This is a genomic window from Vibrio salinus (assembly GCF_021272385.1).
In the GTDB taxonomy this organism is placed as follows: Bacteria; Pseudomonadota; Gammaproteobacteria; order Enterobacterales; family Vibrionaceae; genus Vibrio; species Vibrio salinus.
In genome coordinates, this window is sequence record NZ_JAJSDZ010000005.1 from 225,346 (window position 1) to 249,282 (window position 23,937).

The following is a 23,937-nucleotide window of genomic DNA, read 5'->3' on the forward strand; positions in this document are numbered from 1 at the left end:
TGTGGTCAAAGCTAAATCACTTTGCCAATTGTTCTCACACATCTTAGTTCATCCAATAAACTAAGCGTTAATATATATGTCACATTTTAATCATGATTGCAAAATTATCTCTGATATCCCTTGCTTAATCCTGTAACTTTATTCAATATATAAATTAAGTAAGATTAATTTACTGTAGACGGAGATGTATCATGCGCTTATTACCACTAAAAAATAAAACCGAAGTCGGAAAATGGACTGCAAATTATATAGTGAAAAAAATTCAACAATTTGCACCTACATCCGATCGTCCTTTTGTCTTGGGACTTCCAACAGGCAGTACACCTTTAACAACATACGAAGCATTAATTCAGCTATATAAAAAAGGAGAAGTCAGTTTTAAAAATGTAGTGACTTTTAATATGGACGAATATGTTGGACTTCCAGCAGAACACCCTCAAAGCTATCACTATTTCATGTACGAAAACTTCTTTAAGCATATAGATATCAATAAAAAAAATATCCATATTTTGAACGGAATGGCAGACAATCTTGAAGAAGAATGCCGTAATTACGAAGAGAAAATAAAAAATTATGGCGGTATTCACCTCTTCTTTGGCGGTGTAGGTAGCGATGGACATATTGCATTCAATGAACCGGCTTCTTCTCTTAATTCAAGAACACGAATAAAAACATTGACTCCTGAAACCATTATAGATAATGCCCGTTTTTTCGAAAATGATATTTCACAGGTTCCAAAAATGGCTTTGACTGTTGGTGTGGGAACATTGCTTGATTCGAAAGAAATTTTAATTCTGGCGACAGGTGCCAATAAAGCTCAGGCGGTACAGGCTGGCGTAGAAGGTGCGGTTAATCACCTTTGGACAATTTCAGCGCTCCAGTTACACGCAAAAAGTATTCTGATATGTGATGAACCAGCATCGATGGAATTAAAAGTAAAAACACTCCGCTATTTTCAACAACTGGAAGCATCCGAAATAAATATAGCAAAGGAGTTGTAATTTAATGATTTCCCTTGATAACAGCATTATTTTTACGGGCGAACAACGTCTGACAACTCATTCTGTACTCATAGATTCCGGTACTATTATTGATATCGTCCCGTCAGAAAATATCCCAACAAACGTAAAACACATCGACCTTAAGGGACAAATACTGTGTCCCGGCTTCATTGACCTGCAACAAAATGGTTGTGGGGGAGTCATGTTCAATACATCACCAAGCAAACAGACGCTTATGCACATGCATAAGACGAATATCAAAACCGGAACAACCAGTTTTCTTCCTACGTTGATAAGCGATAGTGATGAAGCCATCCGTAATGGAATTAATGCCTGCAAAGCATACATGAATGAAAATCCAAACCATGTTTTAGGCATGCATCTGGAAGGTCCATATACCAACCCGGTCAGAAAAGGGATACATCCACAGGAACAGTTAAGGGCTCCCGGCGACAATATGGTTGAATGGCTTAGTGGACAGACGCCATGGTTAAAAAAAGTGACTTTAGCACCGGAGATGAATAAACCGGAGCATATTAGAGCCCTGGTAAGATCCGGGATAATAGTCAGTATCGGCCACACCGCAGCCAGTTATCAAGAAGCAAAACAATCGTTTTCTTACGGAATAAGCTTCGCTACTCATCTGTATAATGCCATGAGCCCAATATCAGGAGCCAGAGAACCTGGCGCAGTTGGTGCAGTACTTGATAGTGGCAGCCTATACGCTGGAATCATTGCCGATGGGCATCATGTTCACTGGGCAAATATAAGAATTGCAAAACAAACTCTCGGTAACCGCTTGTGTCTGGTTACTGATGGTACCGCTGGCTCATCCGCCCCCAAAGAACTGGATAAGTTCGACTTCTGCGGTACAACTATCTATATCAAAAATGGCAAATGTCTTGATGAAAAAGGAACTCTCGGAGGGTCATCTCTGACGATGAATGAAGGAGTAAAAAGACTGGTTGAAAACGCTGGCGTATCTCTGGATGAAGCTCTTCGCATGGCCTCTCTCTATCCTGCAAAAGCCATCGGAGTCTCAGACCATCTGGGATGTATTAAACCCGGTTTTGTGGCTAACTTGATTGTTATGAATCAAGACTATAAAGTATCGGCATCCATAGTGAATGGAGTCATAGTAAGGAATTGATTTCGATGAGTAATATCAGTGGTCAAAAAAATGCGTACGAAAAAGTAAAATACAATAATGCCGCACTGGTATATCAACTCATCGACTTAAACGGCCCGATATCAAGAGTCAATATTGTTCAGAAAAGTGACCTTGCCCCGGCAAGTGTCACGAATCTGACAAGACAGCTTATGAAACATAATCTTGTTTCGGAGCTGTCTCAGGAAGCATCGACCGGAGGAAGGCCGGCAATAGCACTAACCACAAATCAAAAAGATTTTTATTTCGTCTCTTGCCGGTTAGGAAGAACAGATATTCATTCAAGTCTGATGGATCTTGCTGGAAATATTATATTTCACCATATAACTCCTATCCTCAGTCACGATGCCGGAAACATTGTCGCCACACTTAAGCAGGAAATCTCACAATGCCTTTCCTGTAGTAATCAAAAAAATCTGATTGCAATTTCAGTCACAATGGCTGGGTTAGTTGACACAAATACCGGTTTAGTTAACTATTCTCCTAATCACCAGATCGGCGGATTGAATCTTATCAGTTCGCTCAATCATTTCGGCCTTCCAGTCTTCATTGGTAATGACATCAGAGCTCTTGCTCTGGCCGAATATTATCTTGGGCATGCCAGGCAGTGTGATGATTTTATTCTCGTCACTATCCATGGTGGAATTGGTGCAGGTATTGTCTCTAATGGTAATTTATTAAGCGGAAAACAAAGAACCGTCGGCGAAATTGGCCATGTCCAAATCGATCCATTCGGGGAGCAATGCCATTGCGGCAATTTTGGGTGTCTCGAAACTCTGGTTTCTAATGATGCTATCGTATCAAGGACCAGTCAGTTAATTAAGCGTGGTCATCCTACGATTCTGTCAAACCAAACGTTATCTGTAGAAACCATATGCCAGGCAGCGGAATCTGGCGATGAGGTAGCCATCCACATCGTAGAAGAAACAGCCAGATACCTGGGACAAGTTCTTTCCACTCTTGTAAATCTTTTTAATCCGGAGAAAGTCTTACTGGCCGGTGAAATCATACAGAACTCAAAAAAAATATTGTTCCCCGTCCTACAGACACAGATAGAACGTCAAGCACTAAATAAATTCAATAAAGAAATGCATTTGTGCATGGCAAAATATCAAAAACAAGGCACGATGGGCGGATACGCATTAGTGAAAAGAGCCATGCACAACGGGGAGTTGCTGTCGAAAATCCTGGAAACACAATCATAAACAAACCCAATGACAGCATAACAGATTGGGACATGATCGATCATCGGAATAAAAATTTGAGGTAGCTGGTAATTTAATTTAAAGCTTATCTGTCACAGGCAAACCAGTTATCCGGCCAGTCCCAAATCAGCTTATTGTTAACCAACACTTTTACTTTTCCGTTTGCAGAGTCTTCTGTATACCCAACAACAACATGATCCAGACTTACCTGACACACTTTTGTGCCTCTTTTTAAAACTTGGGCTCTTGTATCTATGCTTGCTTTCTGCATAGCCGCTAATCTGGCCTGTCTCTCTAGTTCCCGATCATATTCGGCTTTCTTTTTCGCCAACTGCTTCTCTTTTTTTGATATTTTACGCTTCTGTTTTTTTACATCAACAGAGCTGACATATCCCTGCTCTCTTGCCAATCCCAGAACATCAGACTGATCAGCACTCTTAGGAACAATCGCATAAAAGTCAATGTCATAAGCGCTAACATACTTACTGTTAAGGGAACCGGATAATTTATAAAAGAAAGCAAGAGCTATCGGATTTGTTCTTAATTCGCATCCCCCGTTCACCAGATGTCCACGTTCAGAGCGACAGTAACTGTCTATTTGAGTCTGAATTTTTATGGGGCTGGTCGGTGTAATATATCTTGCCGAAATCACAGAAAAACTACCATGGTCTTCAACATTAACATCAGATGTTAATAATTGATTCAATAACTTATCACCCGGACCATATGAATCATTAATAATTTTTACTAAATGATCTTTCACATGCGGATCTATCGTTATTTGCTGATAAATTTCTTTTTTAGCGGTCACCTGTGAGTGAAAAGTGGTACAGCCCGACAGTACCAGGGACACACAAACGAAGAAAAACGCTATCGATTTACTCAACATATCTCAAAATTTTCTAACACGACTCTAATGGTGAACTGTTATATCAGAATAGAGCACGAGTACAAGGTCTATCTGAATAAATAATGATTTCGGTACGAATCAGAACAAATCAAAGCATCAATGAAGTGTTCTTTACAACTTACCAGCTCTATCTTATTCGAATCTTAACCGAACCGCAAAGTTACCGGCTTTCTACCATCCTGATATCCTTCCCGATACGATAGGCTTTTGTTAACCTCATTCTCAGCATGTCATCAATACTTATAATATAATAATCTAACAATTAAATTATTAGATAGTTGTAATTAAATTATCAAATCAAAACTATCCATGCTTGTGTTGACACATTCCGTAAATAACCAGATAATAAGCTCGTTGAATATAGATCGTGGTGGTAATACTTGTACATGATAATATCATTTAGTAATTTTTAAAGTACCAATTAATATATTTCTATAATTAAATCTTCAGTAATAATCTTTCGTTACTACCCAATATTTTAATTATCCAATAAATATCCCTATTAAAAGCAGAATATATTTTATAACAAATTATTGTTATATATTTATTTCCTGCAATGTATTTATGCTTATTTTAATAAGCATCGTATTCAAGGAAAAATATATGTCAGACAATTTTAATTCGGGGAATACCCGATTATGGAGCGCTAATTTTATTTCGCTCATTATCACTAATGGAATATTTTTTGCGGGTTTTCACCTACTCTTACCAGTACTTCCTCTATATGTATCCAAGATGGGAGGATCAGCAACGCAAGTTGGGTTAGTCGCCGGTATTTTCGTTTTCTCAGCGATTATCATCAGAATGTTCTCTGATGTTGGTAAAAAATACATTGGAACTATTGGCTGTTTATTCCTCGGCATTGTGATCTCGTTTGCCTGTGCCTGGGGATACTCCCTGTTCAATACTGTTGATGGAATACTGGCTATAAGGATACTACATGGCGTCGGTTTCGGTATTGCAACCACCTTTTATGCCACACTGGCTGCGATCATCATTCCTAAGTCAAGAAAAGGGGAAGGCATGGGCTATTTTGGCCTGGGCACAACGGTTGCAATGGCTATAGCGCCAGCTTTTGGCTTGTGGCTCGCAACAGATTTTAGCTTCTTAGCTGTTTTCTATTTTGCTGTTGGCTGTCAGGTCATTGCTCTAATTTGGACTTATTTTTGTCGTTTTAGTAAACACTACACATTCCCCAAACTGATTGAAGGTCAAAAAGTATCTTTCGTTGATCAATTTGCGGTTAAAGGTGCCCGGTTCCCAGCTTTTCTAACCCTTTTATTTGGAATAGGATATGGCAGCGTATTAAACTTTATTTCTGTTTTTGCAAAAGATGCTGGTATAGGGAATGCCGGATATTTCTTCTTAGTCTCCACAGTCTGTGTTTGTGTTTCACGAGTATTCTCTGGACGAATCTACGATAAAAAAGGGGCTGCTTTTGTTATTATTCCGGGAATATTATTATTCCTTATTGCTTTCTTTGCTCTTTATTATGTCAGAACTCAGATGGGATTCTTAATCTGCTCTATTTCATACGGATTCGGATTGGGTGCATTATTTCCTGCGCTTCAGACTCAAATATTAAATAGCGTACCTGAAGATAAAAGCAGTGCAGCAAGTGCAACATTTTATAATATGCTGGATATTGGTAATGGATGTGGAGCTATTGTTTACGGAATGATTGCTGTACATACCGGTTATGCCAGATTATTTACATTATCCGGCTGGGTTATGACGGCTATGGTTATTCTTTATATATTAAGCCTGTCCAAACGTAATACTACTGAAAAAGAATTACAGATTGTGGATCAGGAAGCCTGATGACAAACAGTGCCTGAATATTATTTCAGGCACTGATATTTACCGATGACTTATTATAAACTCAGACTTTAAAAATACCTGAGCATCGTCACTTTACCCATCCGTTTCCCCTGTCATACCGATCCGTCAACCAAACCGGATAATCGTTACAGATAAATAAACCTGATAGCCAGATAACCTCTCCAGATTTGTGTTATTGTTCTAGAAACAATATTCACTAACTGATACCACAATGAAATCCATCCGCCCAGCAGAAGAAAACGACATTTTACCCATAGCCACTATTGAATCTTTGTGTTTTCCCAAAGCCGAAGCCGCCTCTCTGGCTTCTTTCCGGGCCAGGTTCGAGCAATTCCCGGAATGTTTCTACGTCATCGAACTTGATGGAAAAGTTGTCGGGCACATCAACGGATGCCGGTATCACCAACCAGCCCTGCCTGATGAGCTGTTTGAAAATGCCTCTCTGCATAATCCCGAAGGTGTATTTCAGACAGTATTTGGACTGGCTATCGAACCATCATCTCAAAGACAAGGTCTGGCAAGATTGCTGCTAGACCACTTTATCCTTGAAGCCAGAGAAAAGAAACTTCATGGTGTCTTTCTTACCTGCAAGCACCACTTGATTCATTTCTATGAAAAATCCGGGGTTGTGTGTTTAGGTGAATCAGAATCTGCTCACGGTGGCGCTAAATGGTTTGATATGCTCCTGACATTCTGATGTATCCCCCGTTTCTGATAAAAATGGCATAAAAAGCACTAATGAACGTCAGAGGATATTTTGTTATTGTAACGCCTGTTCTCATAAAACACAGATAACAGGCATAAATTGGCCCATGCAACCAGAACTGCTCGATATAAAACAATTTCTGATACAGTTTCCTCCTTTCTCTGAAATGCCTGAAGAAGAAATTGACGATCTTACCGCTAAGATTGAAATTTCTTATTTCAGAAGCGATTCCAATATCATTCCATTTGGCGGTGAGATTAATGATCTGTATATCATTCGCAGTGGCTCAGTCGAAGTCTATCGTCGTAAAGGAGAATTATATAATCGTCTTTCCGAAGGCGATCTGTTTGGTCAAATGGGATTACTCACCAACAATAAAGTCGTTTTCCCGGTAAAAGCCATTGAAGATACGCTTGTCTACTGTTTACCGGAACCCTATTTTCAGGAACTTTATGCCAGGAATGATGCTTTTGCCGAATTTGTAGAGGTCGATGATAAAGCTCGTTTAAGGCAAGCCGTTTCCGTTACGGAACAACAAAATGACCTGACCACTTCTAAATTGAAAAAGCTGCTGACAGGTAATACACCGTGGATAAATATTTCCACAACCATTCAGGAAGCGGCACAGAAAATGGCTGAAGAAAACTACTCGGCATTACTGGTTCTTGATGATACAACAACAGGCCTAGATGACGATGATAATAATCTTCTGGTTGGTATTATTACCGACCGTGACCTGTGTACCAGAGTTTTAGCCACCGGATTGAGCAGAGATAAAAATATTACTGAGGTCATGACAACAGAGCTGATTTCTCTGGACCACAATGCGTACGTGTACGAAGCCGTTCTGGCAATGTTACGCTATAAAGTCAACCACTTACCAATCGTAAAAGAAGGAAAACCAATTGGCATCATAGAAACATCGGATATTGTTCGTTACGAATCTCAAAGCTCCTTACTGCTGGTAAATAATATCTATCATCAGAATAGTGTTGATGAATTAGAAACGACATCAAAACAGGTAGGCGATAGTTTTGTCCGTATGGTAAACGAAGATGCAAATTCCCATATGATAGGTACAGCTATGTCAGTCATTGGCCGCAGCTTCAAACAACGGATCATCGAACTGGCGGAAACAGAGCTTGGCCCGGCACCGGTACCATATTGTTTTGTTGCCATGGGGTCGATGGGACGAGATGAACAATTGCTGGTCACGGATCAGGATAATGCTATCATTTTGGACGATGACTACGATGAAAAAAAACATAGTGAATATTTTGCTGCTCTGGCAACCTATGTTTGCGATGCTCTGGCCCGGTGTGGTTATAATTATTGTAGCGGTAATATTATGGCAACCAATCCGATGTGGCGAATGACAAGAAAGGAGTGGGAAGAATGTTTTGCCGACTGGATTGATAACCCGAATCCTAAAGCCCTTCTTAATTCTTCAATTTTTTTCGACATTGACGGCGTGTACGGACGGGTAAAATGGGCCGAACACCTTAATAGTTTTATTATCCGCCGGGCTAAAAAGAACAATCGGTTTCTGGCCTGTCTTGCCAGAAACGCCTTAAACAGAACGCCTCCTTTGGGTTTCTTTAAGAATTTTGTGATGGAAAAAGATGGCCGCCATAATAACTCGATGAATTTAAAACGAAGAGGTACCGCACCTCTGGCTGATGTTATCCGGGTGCATGCTTTGGCTGTCGGCTCAAGAGCTAAAAATTCGTTTGAAAGACTAGATGATATTATCGAGGCGGGCATTCTTCCCAAAGGCAGAGGGGAAGATTTAAGAGATGCAATGGAATTCATCTCTATGGTTCGCATCCGTCATCAGGCTTATGATGTCGAAAATGGTGTCGAACCGGATAACAATGTCGAACCCGAAAATTTATCCGATTTTGAAAGACGAAATCTCAAAGATGCCTTTCAGGTCCTCAGTAATGCACAAAATTTTCTGAAATATCGCTATCAGGGCAATAAGGTACTGAGCTGATGAGCTTTTTAAAATTATTTACCCCGCCTAGTATAGACTGGCCAAATAAGTTTCAAACCAGAGAAGAGCGGGCAGAACATCCTCTGTTAAAAAAATACTATCATTACGGTCTTCCTGATCCAGCAACCCCGATTGGAGATATTGAGTTTCTGGCGATTGATCTCGAAACCACCGGTCTTAACAGCAATAAAGATGAAATCATTAGCATTGGGGCTGTTCCATTTACTTTAAACCGTATTTGTCTAAACCGGGCTAAAGAGTGGATAGTAAAACCGAAAAGGAAACTGGCTGAAGAATCCATTGTTATCCACGGTATCACCCATAGCGATATTGAAAACGCCCCTGATTTAATCACTGTCTTACCGGAATTACTGGAAATGATGACCCATAAGATCATGGTCGTTCATTTTCTTGATATCGAGCGTTTTTTTTTAGATAAGGCATTTAAATCGAGATTAGATGAGGGAATAGAATTTCCTCTGATTGATACCATGAAAATTGAACAAAGAGTTCTGAAAAAAAATCAACGCGTTTTTTTCAATCTGTTTAATTCTACTAAAAAAATATCAACTCGTCTGGCACTGAGCCGACGTCGATATGGTTTACCTAACTACCCTCCGCATCACGCTTTAACCGATGCCATCGCCACAGCAGAATTACTACAGGCTCAAATATCCCATTACTACCATCCCACACAGCCCATCAGCCACTTTTGGCTTTAACATATCCTAAAAAAGAAAAGGAGCTCCATAGCTCCCTTTCCCTTAATCAGACTTTAAAGCGTTTCACTTCTGACTCCAGCTCATTAGATAAAGAAAACAGCTGAGCAGCCTGTTCTGATGCATCCAGTGCTTCAGACGCCAGTTCGTTAGACACATCTCTGATACTCTGGCTATTTCTGGTAATTTCAGAAGTTACTGATGCCTGTTCTTCTGCAGCAGAAGCAATTTGAGTTGCCATATCGCTGATAGAAGAAACAACACTTCGTATGTGCTCTAAAGACTCAGAAGCTTTATTAGCATCATCGACACTTTTCACAGCCAGTGAACCACTATTCGTCATAATAGACACAGCCTTGCCCGTTGTTGACTGTAGAGTCTCTATCATCTCCTGAATTTCCTGAGTAGATGCATGAGTACGCTGACTTAATACCCTTACTTCATCCGCAACGACAGCAAAACCTCGACCTTGTTCACCAGCTCTTGCCGCCTCGATAGCAGCATTAAGTGCCAGAAGATTAGTTTGGTCTGCTATTCCCTGAATAGTGGAAAGAATGGTGCTGATAGTATGGCCATGACCTTCAAGTTCTTCTATCACTCCCGTTGCCACTTCCACTTCTTTTGCAAGATTTTCAATGGAATACTGCGTTTGCCGGACCTGACCAGCGCCATCCGAACAGGCTGCAACCGCATCATTCGAATTTGTTGCAGTATGTTCCGCATTACCTGCAATTTCATGCGTCGCTGCTGCCATTTCATTGATGGCAGTTGCTACCATATTCACCTCATCCTGTTGATGATGAATACGATGACTATTTTTTTCAGATTGCTGTGCTGTATGAGAAGACTGCTTAGAAAGTTGAGCTGATACATTTCCCAGATTCATCACCATCTGATGCATATTATTCACAAATTGGTTAAAACTGTAAGCAAGCCGCCCAACCTCATCATCAGTGTGTATTTCTAATCTCTGAGTCAAATCTGCCTCACCGGATGCAATTTCTTCCAGAGCTTTGGTCACTCGTCTCAGGTCTTTTACTAAGAAACTCACAAGCCAGGATACAGCAACTAATACGATAGCCGTAATCACTGTCGCCATTAAAATCAATTTCCAAAGTAATGAATGAGCTGAAGCCAGTTCTGTTTTACGATCTAGTTCGACTGCAAATATCCACGGTGTACCGGGTATCAAGTGAAAATAATACAGCTTTTGATGCCCATTTAATTCGACAGGTACCAACATTTTATCTTTGGCTGCCTTACTAATTGAATCCATGGATAATTTTGATGACACCGCAGACACCGGTTTAAGAATTAAAGATTTATCTGGGTGAGCTAACCACTTACCATCCTGAGTATCAATCAACATGGTACGGGCATTTTCCCCCGCATCAAAAGACAATACACCATCTACCAGCTGTTTTATCAAAACATCAGCACCAACCACACCGTTTAATTGCCCATGATTAAGTACAGGCTCAGCAATTGTAATCAGTAATTCATTTGTTACTGCATCTTTGTATGCAGTAGTCAAAATCATTTTCCCGGCAGAAACCGCATCCCGATACCATGGCCTTTCCCGGGGATCATAACCCGCTCGGTTTCTTGCAGGATGAGATCTGAACATCTTTCCTGTCACCGTGCCGTAATATAGTTCATCGAATCCCCCCGCAATACGTCCCTGTTTAAGAAACGGTACAGGATTATTTTCATCCGAATTCTGTTCAAAAGAAGAGGTGATCGATTTCCGGATAGTAACCCAATCAGAAATGCCTTTCGATGCTGTTGACGTTAGTGTTTCTACACGGTTAAACATCGACTTTTGGGTTTGCTCATATATGCGCTCAATTGATAACCAGGTCAATGCACCTGCCATGATAATAACGGCGGTTAAACTGGCTCCGGTTAGCTTCTGTTTCAGAGTTAATCTCATTTGTAAATGTTGTCCATACAGGTTCTGTTTCAATCGGCATAATGTTAACCATTTTCTTATTTATATGCACGAACAACAATAAATTTATTAATATAACGACATGATTATTAAGGAGTTTGTCAATTTATTGACTAAAATAGTGGCTTGGCATTTTTTTGACAAATTTATTAAATACTGTAAACAAAAAAACCAGCAAAAATGCTGGCTTCTGTGAATCGCTACATGATGCTCAACGGAATTCTTCCGTACTCATACCTTTAAGTAAACTCACGCACATTAACAGTAAAATAACCGTAAATGGCAGTGCTGTTGAAATTGCACCGGCCTGTAATGCCTGAACGGCCTGAGTACCACCAACCCATAGTAATGCCATTGCAATTGCGCCTTCAATCGATGCCCAGAAAATCCGTTGAGGAATGGGTGCATCCACCTTACCACCGGCAGTAATGCTATCAATTACTAATGAACCGGAATCAGATGAAGTAATAAAAAATACCAAAACAAGCACGACACCAATCAACGAAAGCACTTTACCATAAGGAATAACATCAAACATTTGGAACATAGCCAGAGAAACGTCCGTTAAACCCTTTGCTCCCAGTTCACCAACTTTGTTGACCACCTGATCAATAGCCATGCCACCAAATACAGACATCCAAACCAAAGTGACAATAGTCGGCACAATCAAGACTGCAACTAAAAACTCCCTTACGGTCCGTCCTTTTGATACCCGGGCAATAAACATTCCGACAAATGGAGACCAGGAAATCCACCATGCCCAGTAGAATACTGTCCATCCCTGAAACCATGCTTCATCAGTACGACCGTGAGGATTACTCAGAGCGATAATATTTTCGACATAAGACATCAACGTTGTTGGAATGGAGCCGAAAGTGACGTGGAATCCGATAAAGGCAACCAATATGAGCAAAACAAATGCAATGATCATATTAATGTTTGAGATCACTTTAACCCCACCGTCAATACCACGAACAACCGAAACAATCGCAAGAAAAGTCACACCGATAATGACATACATTTGCAACGACAAACTTGCATCAATACCGAACACATGATGAATACCACTGGCAGCCTGCTGAGCTCCCATTCCTAACGAAGTCGCCAAGCCGAATAATGTTGCAACAACAGCCAAAATATCAACAACGTGTCCTGGCCATCCCCAGGCACGATCACCTAAAATAGGGTAAAAAATAGAACGAATCGAAAGTGGCAACCCTTTGTTATAGCAGAAAAATGCCAATGATAATGCAACCACACCATAAATTGCCCAAGGGTGCAGTCCCCAGTGGTACATGGTTGCTCCTAATGCCAGCTTAGCCGCCTCTGGTGTGTTTGGTGTGACACCAAGAGGCGTTTTATACCATCCGGTTAGGTATGCCACGGGCTCAGCAACGCTCCAGAACATTAAACCGATTCCCATACCAGCAGCAAACAACATTGCCAACCAGGACATAAATGAATAATCCGCAGTTGCTTCTTTACCACCAAGACGAATCTTTCCAAACGGTGATACAATCAGAGCTAAGCAAAAAATAACAAAAATATTTCCCGCCCAGATAAACAACCAGTCAAAACTACCAATGATTTTCCACTTAATACCATCAAGTGTTGATTTTGCTGTTTCAGGATCACTCACCAATGTAGCAACAAGAAACAATAAAATCAGACCAGCGCTTATTCCAAACACAGGGTTATGAATATCAAACCCCCATTTCTGAATATTATCTTGGCCAACGGTGTAATCAGTATTATCAATACTGTATTTATCAATACCTTTGGTCATGTCCCCTCTCTGTTTGATTAGGTTAAAATTCCTAATATCGTGTTCTCTGCCCATTAACGTTTTATTAATGATGGTTTTATTTAGAGCACGTATTAATAAGTCCACGCTAAATTTACACAAATTGTCTTAAAAAGTCTAATTTAGGTGCATAAATATCATAATTTTATGTTCATTAACCCATTAATGAATCATGGTAGGTAAAAAAATAACTTTATGATGATTTATATTATTTTGTGTTCAAATTATTAAACTAATATATCTCAAATCTATCTGCTGATTTACTTCAATAAAAGTATGACATCAATACTTTCATTCTTTGTTTAAGTGCGGTAATGTCCGCGTATTAAGAAATGAATTATGGCTTGGAAACTAGTTTTGGAAAAATTTGAAGAAGTGCTGGTGTCAATCCGCCAGATAATCAGAGCAATTGATTTACACTCCAAAAGACTGAGCAAAGTTGCCGGACTGACAGGACCGCAACTTATCTTAATGCGATCGATCAAAGAGTTAGGTGAAGTGACCATTCGTGAGCTTTCTTCTAATACAAACATGAGCCAGGCAACCGCAACTACAATTCTCGATCGGCTTGAAAGAAACGGCTATGTAATCAGAGTCAGAAGCGTCAATGACAAAAGAAAGGTTCATGCGCACCTGACCGATGCTGGTGAAGAGTTACTCAGTAAAGCACCACAACCTCTGCAGGAAGAATTTGTCACGCAATTTCAGCAATTAGAGGATTGGGAGCAAAGCCTTATCTTATCCTGTGTACAACGTCTGTCCGGGATGATGAATGCCGATAATTATGATGTTGCTCCTGTTCTGGAACTGGGAAGTATCACAAAATCTGAGTAGGACGATTCAGTTCTTATATTTCAAATCCATCAGACCATAAAAAACCTCCATTCGGAGGTTTTTTATTAAAAGTGATTAAAGTGCTTTATACAGAACTTTATTACCAGATACCTGAATTTTTTCTATTAAATTCTCTTCCAGCAATTTTTTCAGTGCTCCTGTAGCCCATGATGCGGCTTTAGAATCTTCCTGACCTGCTTCTAAACCAATAGATTTTGGATTGATACCATCAGCAAAACGAGCAACAATATCGAATACCTGCTGCTGTTTAGGAGTTAACGCTACATCTTTTGATACTGCTTTTGGCGCAACTTCTACAACTTTCGCTTTCTTTGCAACAGATTGAGAAGCTGGTTTCTGTTTAGGTGCTGAACCTGCCAGATTAACGCTTAATGCCTTAATACGCTTTTGTAATTTTGCCTGTACTTTACGCTTATGAGCAAGTCTCATCGAATGTTTCTCCGTTTCACTGCTTAAGCGCAGTGTTAAAAATTCAAAGCGCGTTTTATAACAAATTTCCGGACTAATTTGTAGCCTGTCACACAAAAATGCAGCAAAAAAGGTCGAACAGGTCAAGGAGAGAACAAAAAAACAACCAATTTAGCCAAGACAGATAAACTAAGTTATATTGATAGACAGGTAGATAGCGGATTTGTTTTACGATGAAAACAACACACATAAGTAATTTCGATTTTGATCCTAAAAGCCGGAGAATTCAGCTTGTTTTCCTGCTTTATATTATAATAAGTCTAATTGTTGTCATGTCAGCAGCAACATTGACACTTGCTATCATCTTTGCCGCGTTATTTAGCTCATTCGGGCTATTTACCTACTGGTTAATTATCAAAAGTCAGGTTCGTTTCACGATGACATCAACTCATTTCCAACAGCATCTGTTTAAGGGGGGATGGGTAATAAAATGGAGTAATATTAGCCGAATCGACATATGTACATACAATTACTATGGATGGTATCAGCCACTCCCATGGATTGGCATCCGGCTAAAACACTATTCCCCTTTTCTGGAGAGTATTTGTCCCAGAATCATAAGTGAATTATTGCTATCTCAAAGGGGATTGCTGTACCTTGGAATGAAACAAAATAACAGTGCAATTCAATTCGAAGATATTGTATTAGATTCTTCTGTATTCAAAGATGAGCATGGTAAGCAATATAAAGGACTTCTCGCTATGCTAGCAAACAGAATGCAGTACCAGAGAGCATATAATGGCTACGATATATTTATTTCAACCAGCGACCTGGACAGGACCGGAGAAGACTTTGTCGGTCTCAGCCGCCGCTATTTAGCTGCGGCGGATCGGGAGTGATAAAAAACATACAGAAACTAGTATAAAGGCATCTCATCAGCGACAAATGGATTACTCATTCTTTCTTTACCAAAAGTCGATTCCGGCCCATGACCTGGAATAAAAGTGACATCATTACCTAATGGCCACAACTTATTTTTGATAGAGCTGATTAGTGTATCAAAATCACCTTTGGGAAAATCCGTTCTGCCAATACTACCACTAAATAACACATCACCGACAAACGCCAGTTTTTGACCATCACTAAAAAGTGTAATGTGTCCCGGAGTATGACCAGGTGTATGTATAACCTGTAATAATTCTTCTCCAACAGAAACAACATCACCTTCATTTAACCATAAATCAGGTTCAAATGAAGCTGTTGGCTTAAATCCAAACATCTGACTTTGTTCTTCCAGACCCTTTAACCAAAAATCATCGTCTTTATGCGGCCCAATAACCTTTACATCTCCAAGAATAGCGGATAATTCCTGTGTGCCACCTACATGATCTAAATGTCCATGAGTCAGAATAATTTGCTTTACATGAACATTTAATTCATCAATCACCATTTTGAGCTGTTTTACATCACCACCGGGATCAATAACAGCACCTTCCATAGTTTGATCACACCAAACCACAGAGCAATTCTGTGAAAAAGATGTCACTGGCACTACCTGATATTTAAGAGACATGACTCACCTTTTGATTTAAATCGGATACTGACACTATGACATTGCTCTCATTTTATGACAAGCCATTCAGTTTATTTGCCGATTCAACCATTAATATTTTAACCAAATCGCAAACTTAGGAATGTTAGCTATAAAAACGGAAATCATATAATGATTTCCGAATATTCTGATAAATTTTCTGCCAGAAACGATAAAGCTCTTCCGGAGCCTTTTATTTCCCCGATAAATAATTGGGTACTATAACTTCAGGCTGTGGTGTCCATGAGAAACCTTCGCTTTCAAATAGTTTTCGTTGCCATGCTTAATATGAGCCGCCGTATTGACGACTTCTTCAATATTAATGCCGTATGACTTGAGTTCTTTTACTTTCTTCGGGTTATTCGTAATAAGTCGTATTTTATCGACACTCAATGCAGACAGCATTTGAGAAGCTTCATAAAAGTCTCTCAAATCATCAGCAAAACCAAGCTTATTATTCGCCTGATAGGTATCTAACCCCTGACTCTGAAGTTGGTAAGCATCTATCTTGTTGTACAACCCAATACCTCGTCCTTCCTGACGTAAATACAGGATAATGCCACCTTCATGTCCCATTTTTTCAATGGTTTCTTCTAATTGTTCCCCACAATCACATCTTGATGAATGAAAAACGTCTCCCGTCAAACATTCAGAATGCATCCTTACCAGTGGAACAGGTTGAGTCTTATCAGCCGATTTAAAAATTATCGCAACATGCTCCTTATCGGTTTTCAAACCTCGAAAAGATAATATTTCCGCATCTATATTGCTCTTAGCGCCGACTTTCAATTCGACTCTGGCCCGTACTTCCGCCATATTGCTTCTCACTTACTTTCAATTACTTTTAAATTATCAGATAGCTGTGATCATCTATCATTTGATGTGTTTAATACACCGAATCGGCCCATTGTACAACGAGTAATGTATTATGTAATCAATTCTGAAATTACAAATTGTTATAATATAACAATTCTTAAAAACGGCAACAGAAAAACATTATTTTTTAACCTTCTGATAAGACAAAAAATTCGGAGACAATTAGCAACAATAACGGTAAATAAAAAGCCGAAGTCAAAGACTTCGGCTTTCATCTTGAAAAAGTATGACTATCCTATCGATGCCTACTTAATTACTCTTCCGAATTATCAGCTTCATCAGCACCCGGATTTTCTTCAGAAACATTATCTGCAACGGAAGCATTTTCAACTTCCTCCGCAACTTCATCTGTTTCCTCTACTTCTTCAATACGCTGCAGACCAACCACGTTTTCATCATCGGCAGTTTTGATTAAAGTAACACCCTGAGTATTACGTCCAACCTGACTGACTTCTGATGCCCGTGTTCTGACTAATGTTCCGGCATCGGTGATCATCATAAATTCATCACCATCAATAACCTGAACAGCTCCGACAACCTGGCCATTTCGTTCAGAGACCTTAATTGAAACCACACCCTGAGTTGCACGGCCTTTTTCCGGATACTCAGCTAAAGAGGTTCGTTTACCGTAACCATTCTGAGTCACGGTTAATATATCACCTTCACTTTGAGGAACGATAAGTGAAACAACCTGATCTCCGTTAGCCAACTTCATACCACGGACACCTGCTGCAGTACGACCCATCGCTCTAACGTGATTCTCATTAAAGCGTACCACTTTGCCCTCTTTCGAGAACAGCATGATATTACTGTCACCATCGGTGATATCTACGCCAATCAAAGTATCGTCATCACGAAGATTTACAGCAATCAAACCATTTGAACGCACATTTGCGAACTGATCAAGTGACGTTTTCTTAACCGTACCGTCAGCCGTTGCCATAAAGATAAATTTATCTTCGGAGTACTCTGTTACCGGCAGTATCGCAGTAATTCTCTCATTTTCCTCAAGAGGAAGTATATTAACAATTGGCTTACCACGGGCAGTACGGGTGGCATGAGGCAATTGATAGACCTTCAGACGATAAGTTTTGCCCCGGGTAGAGAAACACAAAATATTGTCATGGGTATTAGCAACAAGCAGACGCTCAATGAAATCTTCGTCTTTCATCTTCGTTGCGCTCTTACCTTTACCACCCCGGCGCTGAGATTCATAGTCACTCAGGATCTGATATTTAACATAGCCTTCGTGAGACAACGTTACAACCACATCTTCTCTTGCGATCAGTTCTTCCAAATCTATATCATGACTTGCAGCGGTAATTTCCGTTCTACGGGCATCACCAAAACCGGTACGAACCTCTTCCAGCTCTTCACGAATCACTTCCATCAAACGCTCAGTACTGGACAGAATATGAATCAATTCAGCGACTTCATCTAACAGCGCTTTGTATTCATCAAGAATTTTTTCGTGCTCCAGACCAGTCAGACGATGCAAGCGAAGATCAAGAATAGCCTGCGCCTGCTGTTCTGTCAGATAGTACAAACCATCACGAACACCGAATTCAGGAGATAACCAGTCAGGACGAGCTGCACCATCATCACCAGCACGTTCTAACATGCCGGCAACACTGCCAAGTTCCCAACCACGAGCTAACAAACCTTGTTTAGCATCAGCAGCAGTCTGAGCATTACGGATCAGTTCGATAACTTCATCGATATTAGCCAGCGCAAGAGCCAAGCCTTCAAGAATATGTGCACGATCTCTTGCTTTACGTAACTCGAAAATAGTACGACGAGTTACCACTTCGCGACGGTGGTCAACGAAGCACTTAAGCATCTCTTTCAGGTTAAACAGTTTTGGCTGACCGTTATCCAACGCCACCATGTTGATACCGAAAGTCGTCTGTAGCTGAGTCAAAGCATACAAATTATTCAGAACAACTTCACCAACCGCATCCCGCTTACACTCAATAACAATACGCATACCATCTTTATCAGACTCGTCACGTAATGCACTGATACCATCAACTTTTTTATCTTTAACGAGCTCAGCAATCTTTTCAATTAAGCGAGCTTTATTAACCTGATATGGAATTTCCGTAACAATGATGGTCTCACGACCATGCTTATCAGCTTCGATATCAGCTTTAGAACGCATGTATACTTTACCGCGTCCTGTTTTATAAGCATCGATAATACCTTTCCGACCACTGATAAGTGCCGCAGTCGGGAAATCAGGACCGGGAATAAATTCAAGTAGCTCATCAATCGTAATATGTTCATTATCAATGTAAGCTAAACATCCATCGATCACTTCACCCAGATTATGTGGTGGTATATTTGTTGCCATACCAACCGCAATACCAGACGACCCATTTACCAACAGGTTAGGAATTTTAGTCGGTAAAACGGCCGGAATTTGCTCTGTACCATCATAGTTAGGTACATAATCTACTGTTTCTTTATCCAAATCTGCCAAAAGTTCATGTGCAATTTTTGCCATACGAACTTCGGTATAACGCATTGCAGCAGCAGAATCACCATCGATAGAGCCAAAGTTTCCCTGGCCATCAACCAACGTGTAACGCAGTGAGAATGGCTGAGCCATACGAACAATAGTATCGTATACCGCACTATCACCGTGTGGGTGATATTTACCAATAACGTCACCTACCACACGGGCAGATTTTTTATAAGCTTTATTCCAATCATTTCCCAATACATTCATCGCAAATAAAACACGACGGTGTACCGGTTTTAGACCATCACGCACATCAGGAAGCGCACGACCCACGATGACAGACATCGCATAGTCAAGGTACGAACCCCGTAGCTCTTCTTCTATGTTTACGGGCGTGATCTCTTTAGCTAGATCGCTCATAGAGCAATTATCCCTCTATAGTTTGATCGTATATTGATACGTATAAGGTATGAAAATATAACACAGAATTTGGTTATGGGGGACACCTTTAAGAGACCTTTTACCGTGTCCTCCCTCACGTACCGAACTAACTGATTACAAAACGTTCAGTGTTGAGTTGTTTCATATATCCCCTAATAACTTCAGTGGTGTAATACCACGTTCCGGGTATAATACTCTACAAAGAATGCTGGTCTCTGTGACTTTCTATACCCAAGCAACCTGAAGATGCATGATTCAGCACCAGCCGAAACGTGCAGTTCAAGGAAGGTGAATGCCGGCATGTAAACACCTGTCAAATTCACCTGACGCAGAAATGTGCGTTTCGGCTGATGCCCTGCGGGTGAGTTTGTACGGGCTTGCTACAGCGTTACTGATTCTCAACGTAGAATGACTATGTTTTCAAATCAGTGCCTTGTTTCAAGCCCGGACAAATCTCACTGAACACCGCATCTTCAGGTCGCTTGGGTATGGAATAAAAGTCACATTTAGAAATTAAGAGAGCCTTACGGGTAGAGAAATCAGAATGACAGACACATTAATGAACGTCGATCCTGACGAAATAAAGAAATTTGAAGAATTAGCTTCACGTTGGTGGGATTTAAACGGTGAGTTCAAACCTCTGCATCAGATCAACCCTCTGCGACTGAATTATGTCTGTGAAAAAACGAATGGTCTGTTCAACAAAAAAGTTCTGGATGTAGGTTGCGGCGGCGGGATTCTGACTGAATCTATGGCTAAAACCGAAGCAAAAGTAACCGGACTGGACATGGGTAATGAACCATTAGAAGTTGCCCGGCTACATGCCTTAGAATCAGGAGTGAATGTAAAATATATACGGGAAACCGTTGAAGAACACGCGGCAAAAAATCCACATACTTATGATGTCGTAACCTGTATGGAAATGTTGGAGCACGTCCCCGACCCGCTATCTATCATCGTTTCCTGCTCAAAACTGGTCAAACCCGGCGGGCATGTTTTCTTTTCCACGCTAAACCGAAATATTAAATCGTACCTGTTCGCCATTATTGGAGCAGAATACCTGATGAAGATAGTTCCTGCAGGAACTCATGATCACAGTAAATTTATTAAGCCATCTGAATTACTGAAAATGATCGATCAAACCCGCTTGACGGAACAGGGAATTACCGGGCTACATTACAATCCGCTAACTGACTCTTACCGGTTAGGAAATAATGTTGACGTCAATTACATTGTTCATACACAAAGCATAAACTGACTATTATAGATTTTGCCCTCCTTATGGGCAAAATCCATCTAAAATGAACAAGCTTTGTGCATACGAATCAACAACCTCCTCTTTCTTAAATCACTCTCAAAATCAGTAAAAGATCAAGCGGTTTTTTTTCATCAATGGCTATCATTCAGTCAATCTATGATTCCATAATTTCTCTCTTCTTTATACGGTCTTTCATCATCAGTAAGCAGGTACTAACAGAATTTTTTCAAATTTATACTTATCCACAACCTGTCCCCTGTTTGTAACTTGCATAAATATAAAATCCGCTCTATCTTGTAACTCAAATTTGTTTCAACCCCTACATATTGTGTTTACCCTTCAATATGTAGTATTAATCAAAAGCCGCACCTCTCTGAAAAAATAATAATGATGGCCGGCTAAAATCAGTCTTATTAAGGGAAATTAACAAACATGAACCAACAGCTAACCGTCACGAAGCGGGATGGACGAACAGAAACCATTGATCTTGAAAAGATTCACCGGGTCGTTACCTGGGCCGCAGAAGGTCTGACCAATGTTTCTGTCTCTCAAGTGGAATTACGCTCACACATTCAGTTTTATAATGGCATTACAACGAGTGATATCCACGAGACCATCATTAAATCTGCTGCAGATTTAATTTCTGAAGAATCCCCTGATTATCAGTATCTGGCCGCTCGTCTAGCCATTTTCCATTTACGAAAAAAAGCCTATGGTCAATACGAACCACCGGCACTTTATGATCATGTAAAAAACCTGGTCGAAATGGGCAAGTACGATAAACATCTGATGGAAGACTATTCCGAGTCCGAGTGGACTGAACTGGATACCTACATCGATCACACCAGGGACTTAAATTTCTCGTACGCGGCGGTAAAACAGCTGGAAGGAAAATATTTCGTTCAAAACCGGGTCTCAGGGCAAATTTATGAAAGTGCTCAGTTCCTGTATCTGTTGGTTGCTGCCTGTCTGTTTGCCAAATACCCGAAAGACACCCGTCTGAGCTACATCAAACGTTTTTATGATGCGACGTCGACCTTTAAGATCTCGCTTCCGACACCCATTATGTCAGGCGTCCGTACCCCTACCCGTCAGTTCAGCTCATGTGTTCTGATTGAATGTGGCGACAGCTTGGATTCCATCAACGCAACGGCCAGCGCCATCGTCCGTTATGTTTCCCAAAGAGCAGGGATCGGAATCAACGCCGGTCATATTCGGGCATTGGGTTCTGAAATTCGCAATGGTGAAGCTTTCCATACCGGATGCATTCCCTTCTATAAATACTTCCAGACAGCCGTGAAATGTTGTTCTCAGGGCGGGGTTCGTGGTGGTGCCGCTACGGTATTCTATCCTATCTGGCATAAAGAAGCTCAGTCCTTACTGGTACTGAAAAATAACCGTGGCGTCGAAGAAAACCGTGTCCGGCATATGGACTATGGCGTTCAGTTAAACAAAACGATGTATTCACGCCTTGTGAAGGGTGGCGATATCTCGTTATTTTCTCCATCGGATGTGCCCGGGCTCTATGAAGCGTTCTTCGACGATCAGGAAAAGTTCGAACGCCTGTACGAACAGTATGAAAATGATCCTTCAATAAGAAAAGAGACGGTAAAAGCCATTGACCTCTTCTCTCTTCTTATGCAGGAAAGGGCATCAACCGGACGTATCTATATTCAGAACGTCGACCACTGTAATACGCACAGTCCCTTTGATGCTTCTGTCGCACCGGTCCGTCAGTCTAACCTCTGCCTGGAAATTGCACTGCCCACCAAACCACTTTCAAATGTTGAAGACGATCAGGGCGAGATTGCTTTGTGTACTCTTTCAGCCTTTAACCTTGGTGCCATTCAATCCCTGGATGATTTTGAAGAATTATCGGATTTAATTGTGCGTGCTCTGGATGCTCTGCTGGATTATCAGGATTACCCTCTGCCTGCCGCGCGTAAGTCGACAATGAATCGACGTACTCTTGGTGTCGGTGTCATAAACTACGCCTACTATCTGGCGAAGCACGGTGTGAAATATTCAGATGGAAGCGCAACAGGGCTGACACACCAAACTTTCGAAGCCATGCAATATTACCTGTTAAAAGCGTCAATGAATCTGGCAAAAGAACAAGGCCGCTGTCCATTATTCCACGAGACAAATTATGCGAAAGGGCTGATGCCAATCGATACTTACAAAAAGGACATCGATCTGATCTGTGATGAGCCGCTTCATTACGACTGGGATCAATTGCGCAAAGATATTATGGAATATGGATTGCGTAACTCAACATTAACCGCGTTGATGCCTTCAGAAACCTCTTCACAAATCTCGAATGCGACCAATGGCATTGAACCGCCACGGGGCTATGTTTCCGTAAAAGCATCGAAAGATGGCATTCTGAAACAGGTGGTGCCGGAGTTTACCGAACTTAAGGAAAACTACGAATTACTGTGGGATATTAAAAACAACGATGGTTATCTGCACTTGACAGGCATTATGCAGAAATTTATTGACCAATCGATCTCGGCCAATACGAACTATGACCCTTCAAACTTTGAGTCCGGTCGCGTACCAATGAAATTGTTATTAAAAGATCTACTCACTGCTTATAAATATGGTGTGAAAACCTTGTACTACCATAATACCCGGGATGGTGCAAAAGATGACCAGAATAAAGGCATAACGGTAGTTGAAGAAGATTGCGCAAGTGGTGCATGTAAAATTTAGAACTACCTGTTTACAGAATTTTTGAAA

The 23,937-nt window shown here is 40.7% G+C and carries 18 protein-coding genes; 11 read left to right on the plus strand and 7 right to left on the minus strand.

The annotated features are described in order from the left end of the window. Window positions 1-191: 191 nt before the first annotated feature. From nagB to LRQ06_RS01180, 3 genes are read left to right on the plus strand one after another with little or no spacing between them, the layout of a single operon-like run. Window positions 192-1,001, plus strand: a complete 810-nt coding sequence (nagB, locus tag LRQ06_RS01170; protein WP_232764613.1) for a glucosamine-6-phosphate deaminase — start codon at window positions 192-194, stop codon at window positions 999-1,001. A 4-nt stretch (window positions 1,002-1,005) separates the two neighbouring features. Further along, on the plus strand, window positions 1,006-2,151 hold the full coding sequence (gene nagA / locus LRQ06_RS01175) for an N-acetylglucosamine-6-phosphate deacetylase (RefSeq protein ID WP_232764614.1): 1,146 nt from the start codon (window positions 1,006-1,008) through the stop codon (window positions 2,149-2,151). Between the two features lie 5 nt (window positions 2,152-2,156). Beyond that, window positions 2,157-3,374: an ROK family protein gene (locus LRQ06_RS01180; RefSeq protein ID WP_232764615.1), complete on the plus strand. Its 1,218-nt coding sequence runs from the start codon at window positions 2,157-2,159 to the stop codon at window positions 3,372-3,374. 85 nt (window positions 3,375-3,459) lie between these two features. Here the strand turns inward: LRQ06_RS01180 and LRQ06_RS01185 are convergent, their stop codons facing one another. Further along, the gene (locus LRQ06_RS01185; RefSeq protein WP_232764616.1) at window positions 3,460-4,137 is read right to left on the minus strand and encodes a hypothetical protein; all 678 of its coding nucleotides are present in this window, start codon (window positions 4,135-4,137) and stop codon (window positions 3,460-3,462) included. A gap of 750 nt (window positions 4,138-4,887) precedes the next feature. On the opposite strand from LRQ06_RS01185, the gene LRQ06_RS01190 reads away from it, so the two are divergent. The 4 genes from LRQ06_RS01190 (at window position 4,888) to LRQ06_RS01205 (ending at window position 9,550) form a co-directional block, all read left to right on the plus strand. Further along, window positions 4,888-6,105, plus strand: coding sequence for an MFS transporter (locus LRQ06_RS01190; protein WP_232764617.1), 1,218 nt, complete (start codon window positions 4,888-4,890; stop codon window positions 6,103-6,105). Window positions 6,106-6,337: 232 nt separating this feature from the next. Beyond that, window positions 6,338-6,823, plus strand: coding sequence for a GNAT family N-acetyltransferase (locus tag LRQ06_RS01195; protein ID WP_232764618.1), 486 nt, complete (start codon window positions 6,338-6,340; stop codon window positions 6,821-6,823). Window positions 6,824-6,938: 115 nt separating this feature from the next. Then, window positions 6,939-8,828, plus strand: coding sequence for a DUF294 nucleotidyltransferase-like domain-containing protein (locus LRQ06_RS01200; protein WP_232764619.1), 1,890 nt, complete (start codon window positions 6,939-6,941; stop codon window positions 8,826-8,828). Continuing rightward, window positions 8,828-9,550: a 3'-5' exonuclease gene (locus tag LRQ06_RS01205; protein ID WP_232764620.1), complete on the plus strand. Its 723-nt coding sequence runs from the start codon at window positions 8,828-8,830 to the stop codon at window positions 9,548-9,550. Before LRQ06_RS01200 ends, LRQ06_RS01205 begins: the two co-directional genes overlap by 1 nt. Window positions 9,551-9,596: 46 nt before the next feature. Here LRQ06_RS01205 and LRQ06_RS01210 read toward each other — a convergent pair whose 3' ends face one another. Beyond that, complete coding sequence (locus LRQ06_RS01210) at window positions 9,597-11,480, minus strand: methyl-accepting chemotaxis protein (protein ID WP_232764621.1); 1,884 nt, start codon at window positions 11,478-11,480, stop codon at window positions 9,597-9,599. A gap of 229 nt (window positions 11,481-11,709) precedes the next feature. Further along, complete coding sequence (locus tag LRQ06_RS01215; protein ID WP_232764622.1) at window positions 11,710-13,284, minus strand: BCCT family transporter; 1,575 nt, start codon at window positions 13,282-13,284, stop codon at window positions 11,710-11,712. 375 nt (window positions 13,285-13,659) lie between these two features. Here LRQ06_RS01215 and LRQ06_RS01220 point away from each other — a divergent pair, with 375 nt between their 5' ends. After that, window positions 13,660-14,136 (plus strand): MarR family winged helix-turn-helix transcriptional regulator, encoded by a 477-nt coding sequence (locus LRQ06_RS01220; RefSeq protein ID WP_232765447.1) that lies wholly within the window; start codon window positions 13,660-13,662, stop codon window positions 14,134-14,136. Between the two features lie 75 nt (window positions 14,137-14,211). Here LRQ06_RS01220 and LRQ06_RS01225 read toward each other — a convergent pair whose 3' ends face one another. After that, window positions 14,212-14,586 carry a MarR family transcriptional regulator gene (locus tag LRQ06_RS01225; RefSeq protein WP_232764623.1) on the minus strand — a complete coding sequence of 125 codons (375 nt, stop codon included), beginning with the start codon at window positions 14,584-14,586 and terminating at the stop codon, window positions 14,212-14,214. 212 nt (window positions 14,587-14,798) lie between these two features. Between LRQ06_RS01225 and LRQ06_RS01230 the strand changes: the two genes are divergently transcribed. Beyond that, window positions 14,799-15,464, plus strand: coding sequence for a DUF2982 domain-containing protein (locus tag LRQ06_RS01230; RefSeq protein ID WP_232764624.1), 666 nt, complete (start codon window positions 14,799-14,801; stop codon window positions 15,462-15,464). A 17-nt stretch (window positions 15,465-15,481) separates the two neighbouring features. Here the strand turns inward: LRQ06_RS01230 and LRQ06_RS01235 are convergent, their stop codons facing one another. From LRQ06_RS01235 to gyrA, 3 genes are all read right to left on the minus strand, one after another. After that, window positions 15,482-16,138, minus strand: a complete 657-nt coding sequence (locus LRQ06_RS01235; RefSeq protein ID WP_232764625.1) for an MBL fold metallo-hydrolase — start codon at window positions 16,136-16,138, stop codon at window positions 15,482-15,484. Window positions 16,139-16,375: 237 nt separating this feature from the next. Beyond that, complete coding sequence (locus LRQ06_RS01240; protein ID WP_232764626.1) at window positions 16,376-16,972, minus strand: GTP cyclohydrolase II; 597 nt, start codon at window positions 16,970-16,972, stop codon at window positions 16,376-16,378. Window positions 16,973-17,285: 313 nt separating this feature from the next. Next, window positions 17,286-19,916 carry a DNA topoisomerase (ATP-hydrolyzing) subunit A gene (gene gyrA / locus LRQ06_RS01245; RefSeq protein ID WP_232764627.1) on the minus strand — a complete coding sequence of 877 codons (2,631 nt, stop codon included), beginning with the start codon at window positions 19,914-19,916 and terminating at the stop codon, window positions 17,286-17,288. 565 nt (window positions 19,917-20,481) lie between these two features. On the opposite strand from gyrA, the gene ubiG reads away from it, so the two are divergent. Both ubiG and nrdA read left to right on the plus strand, forming a co-directional pair. Beyond that, on the plus strand, window positions 20,482-21,195 hold the full coding sequence (gene ubiG / locus LRQ06_RS01250) for a bifunctional 2-polyprenyl-6-hydroxyphenol methylase/3-demethylubiquinol 3-O-methyltransferase UbiG (RefSeq protein WP_232764628.1): 714 nt from the start codon (window positions 20,482-20,484) through the stop codon (window positions 21,193-21,195). A gap of 432 nt (window positions 21,196-21,627) precedes the next feature. Beyond that, entirely contained in the window at window positions 21,628-23,910 is a 2,283-nt protein-coding gene (nrdA, locus tag LRQ06_RS01255; RefSeq protein ID WP_232764629.1) for a class 1a ribonucleoside-diphosphate reductase subunit alpha, read from the plus strand. Window positions 23,911-23,937 lie beyond the last annotated feature (27 nt).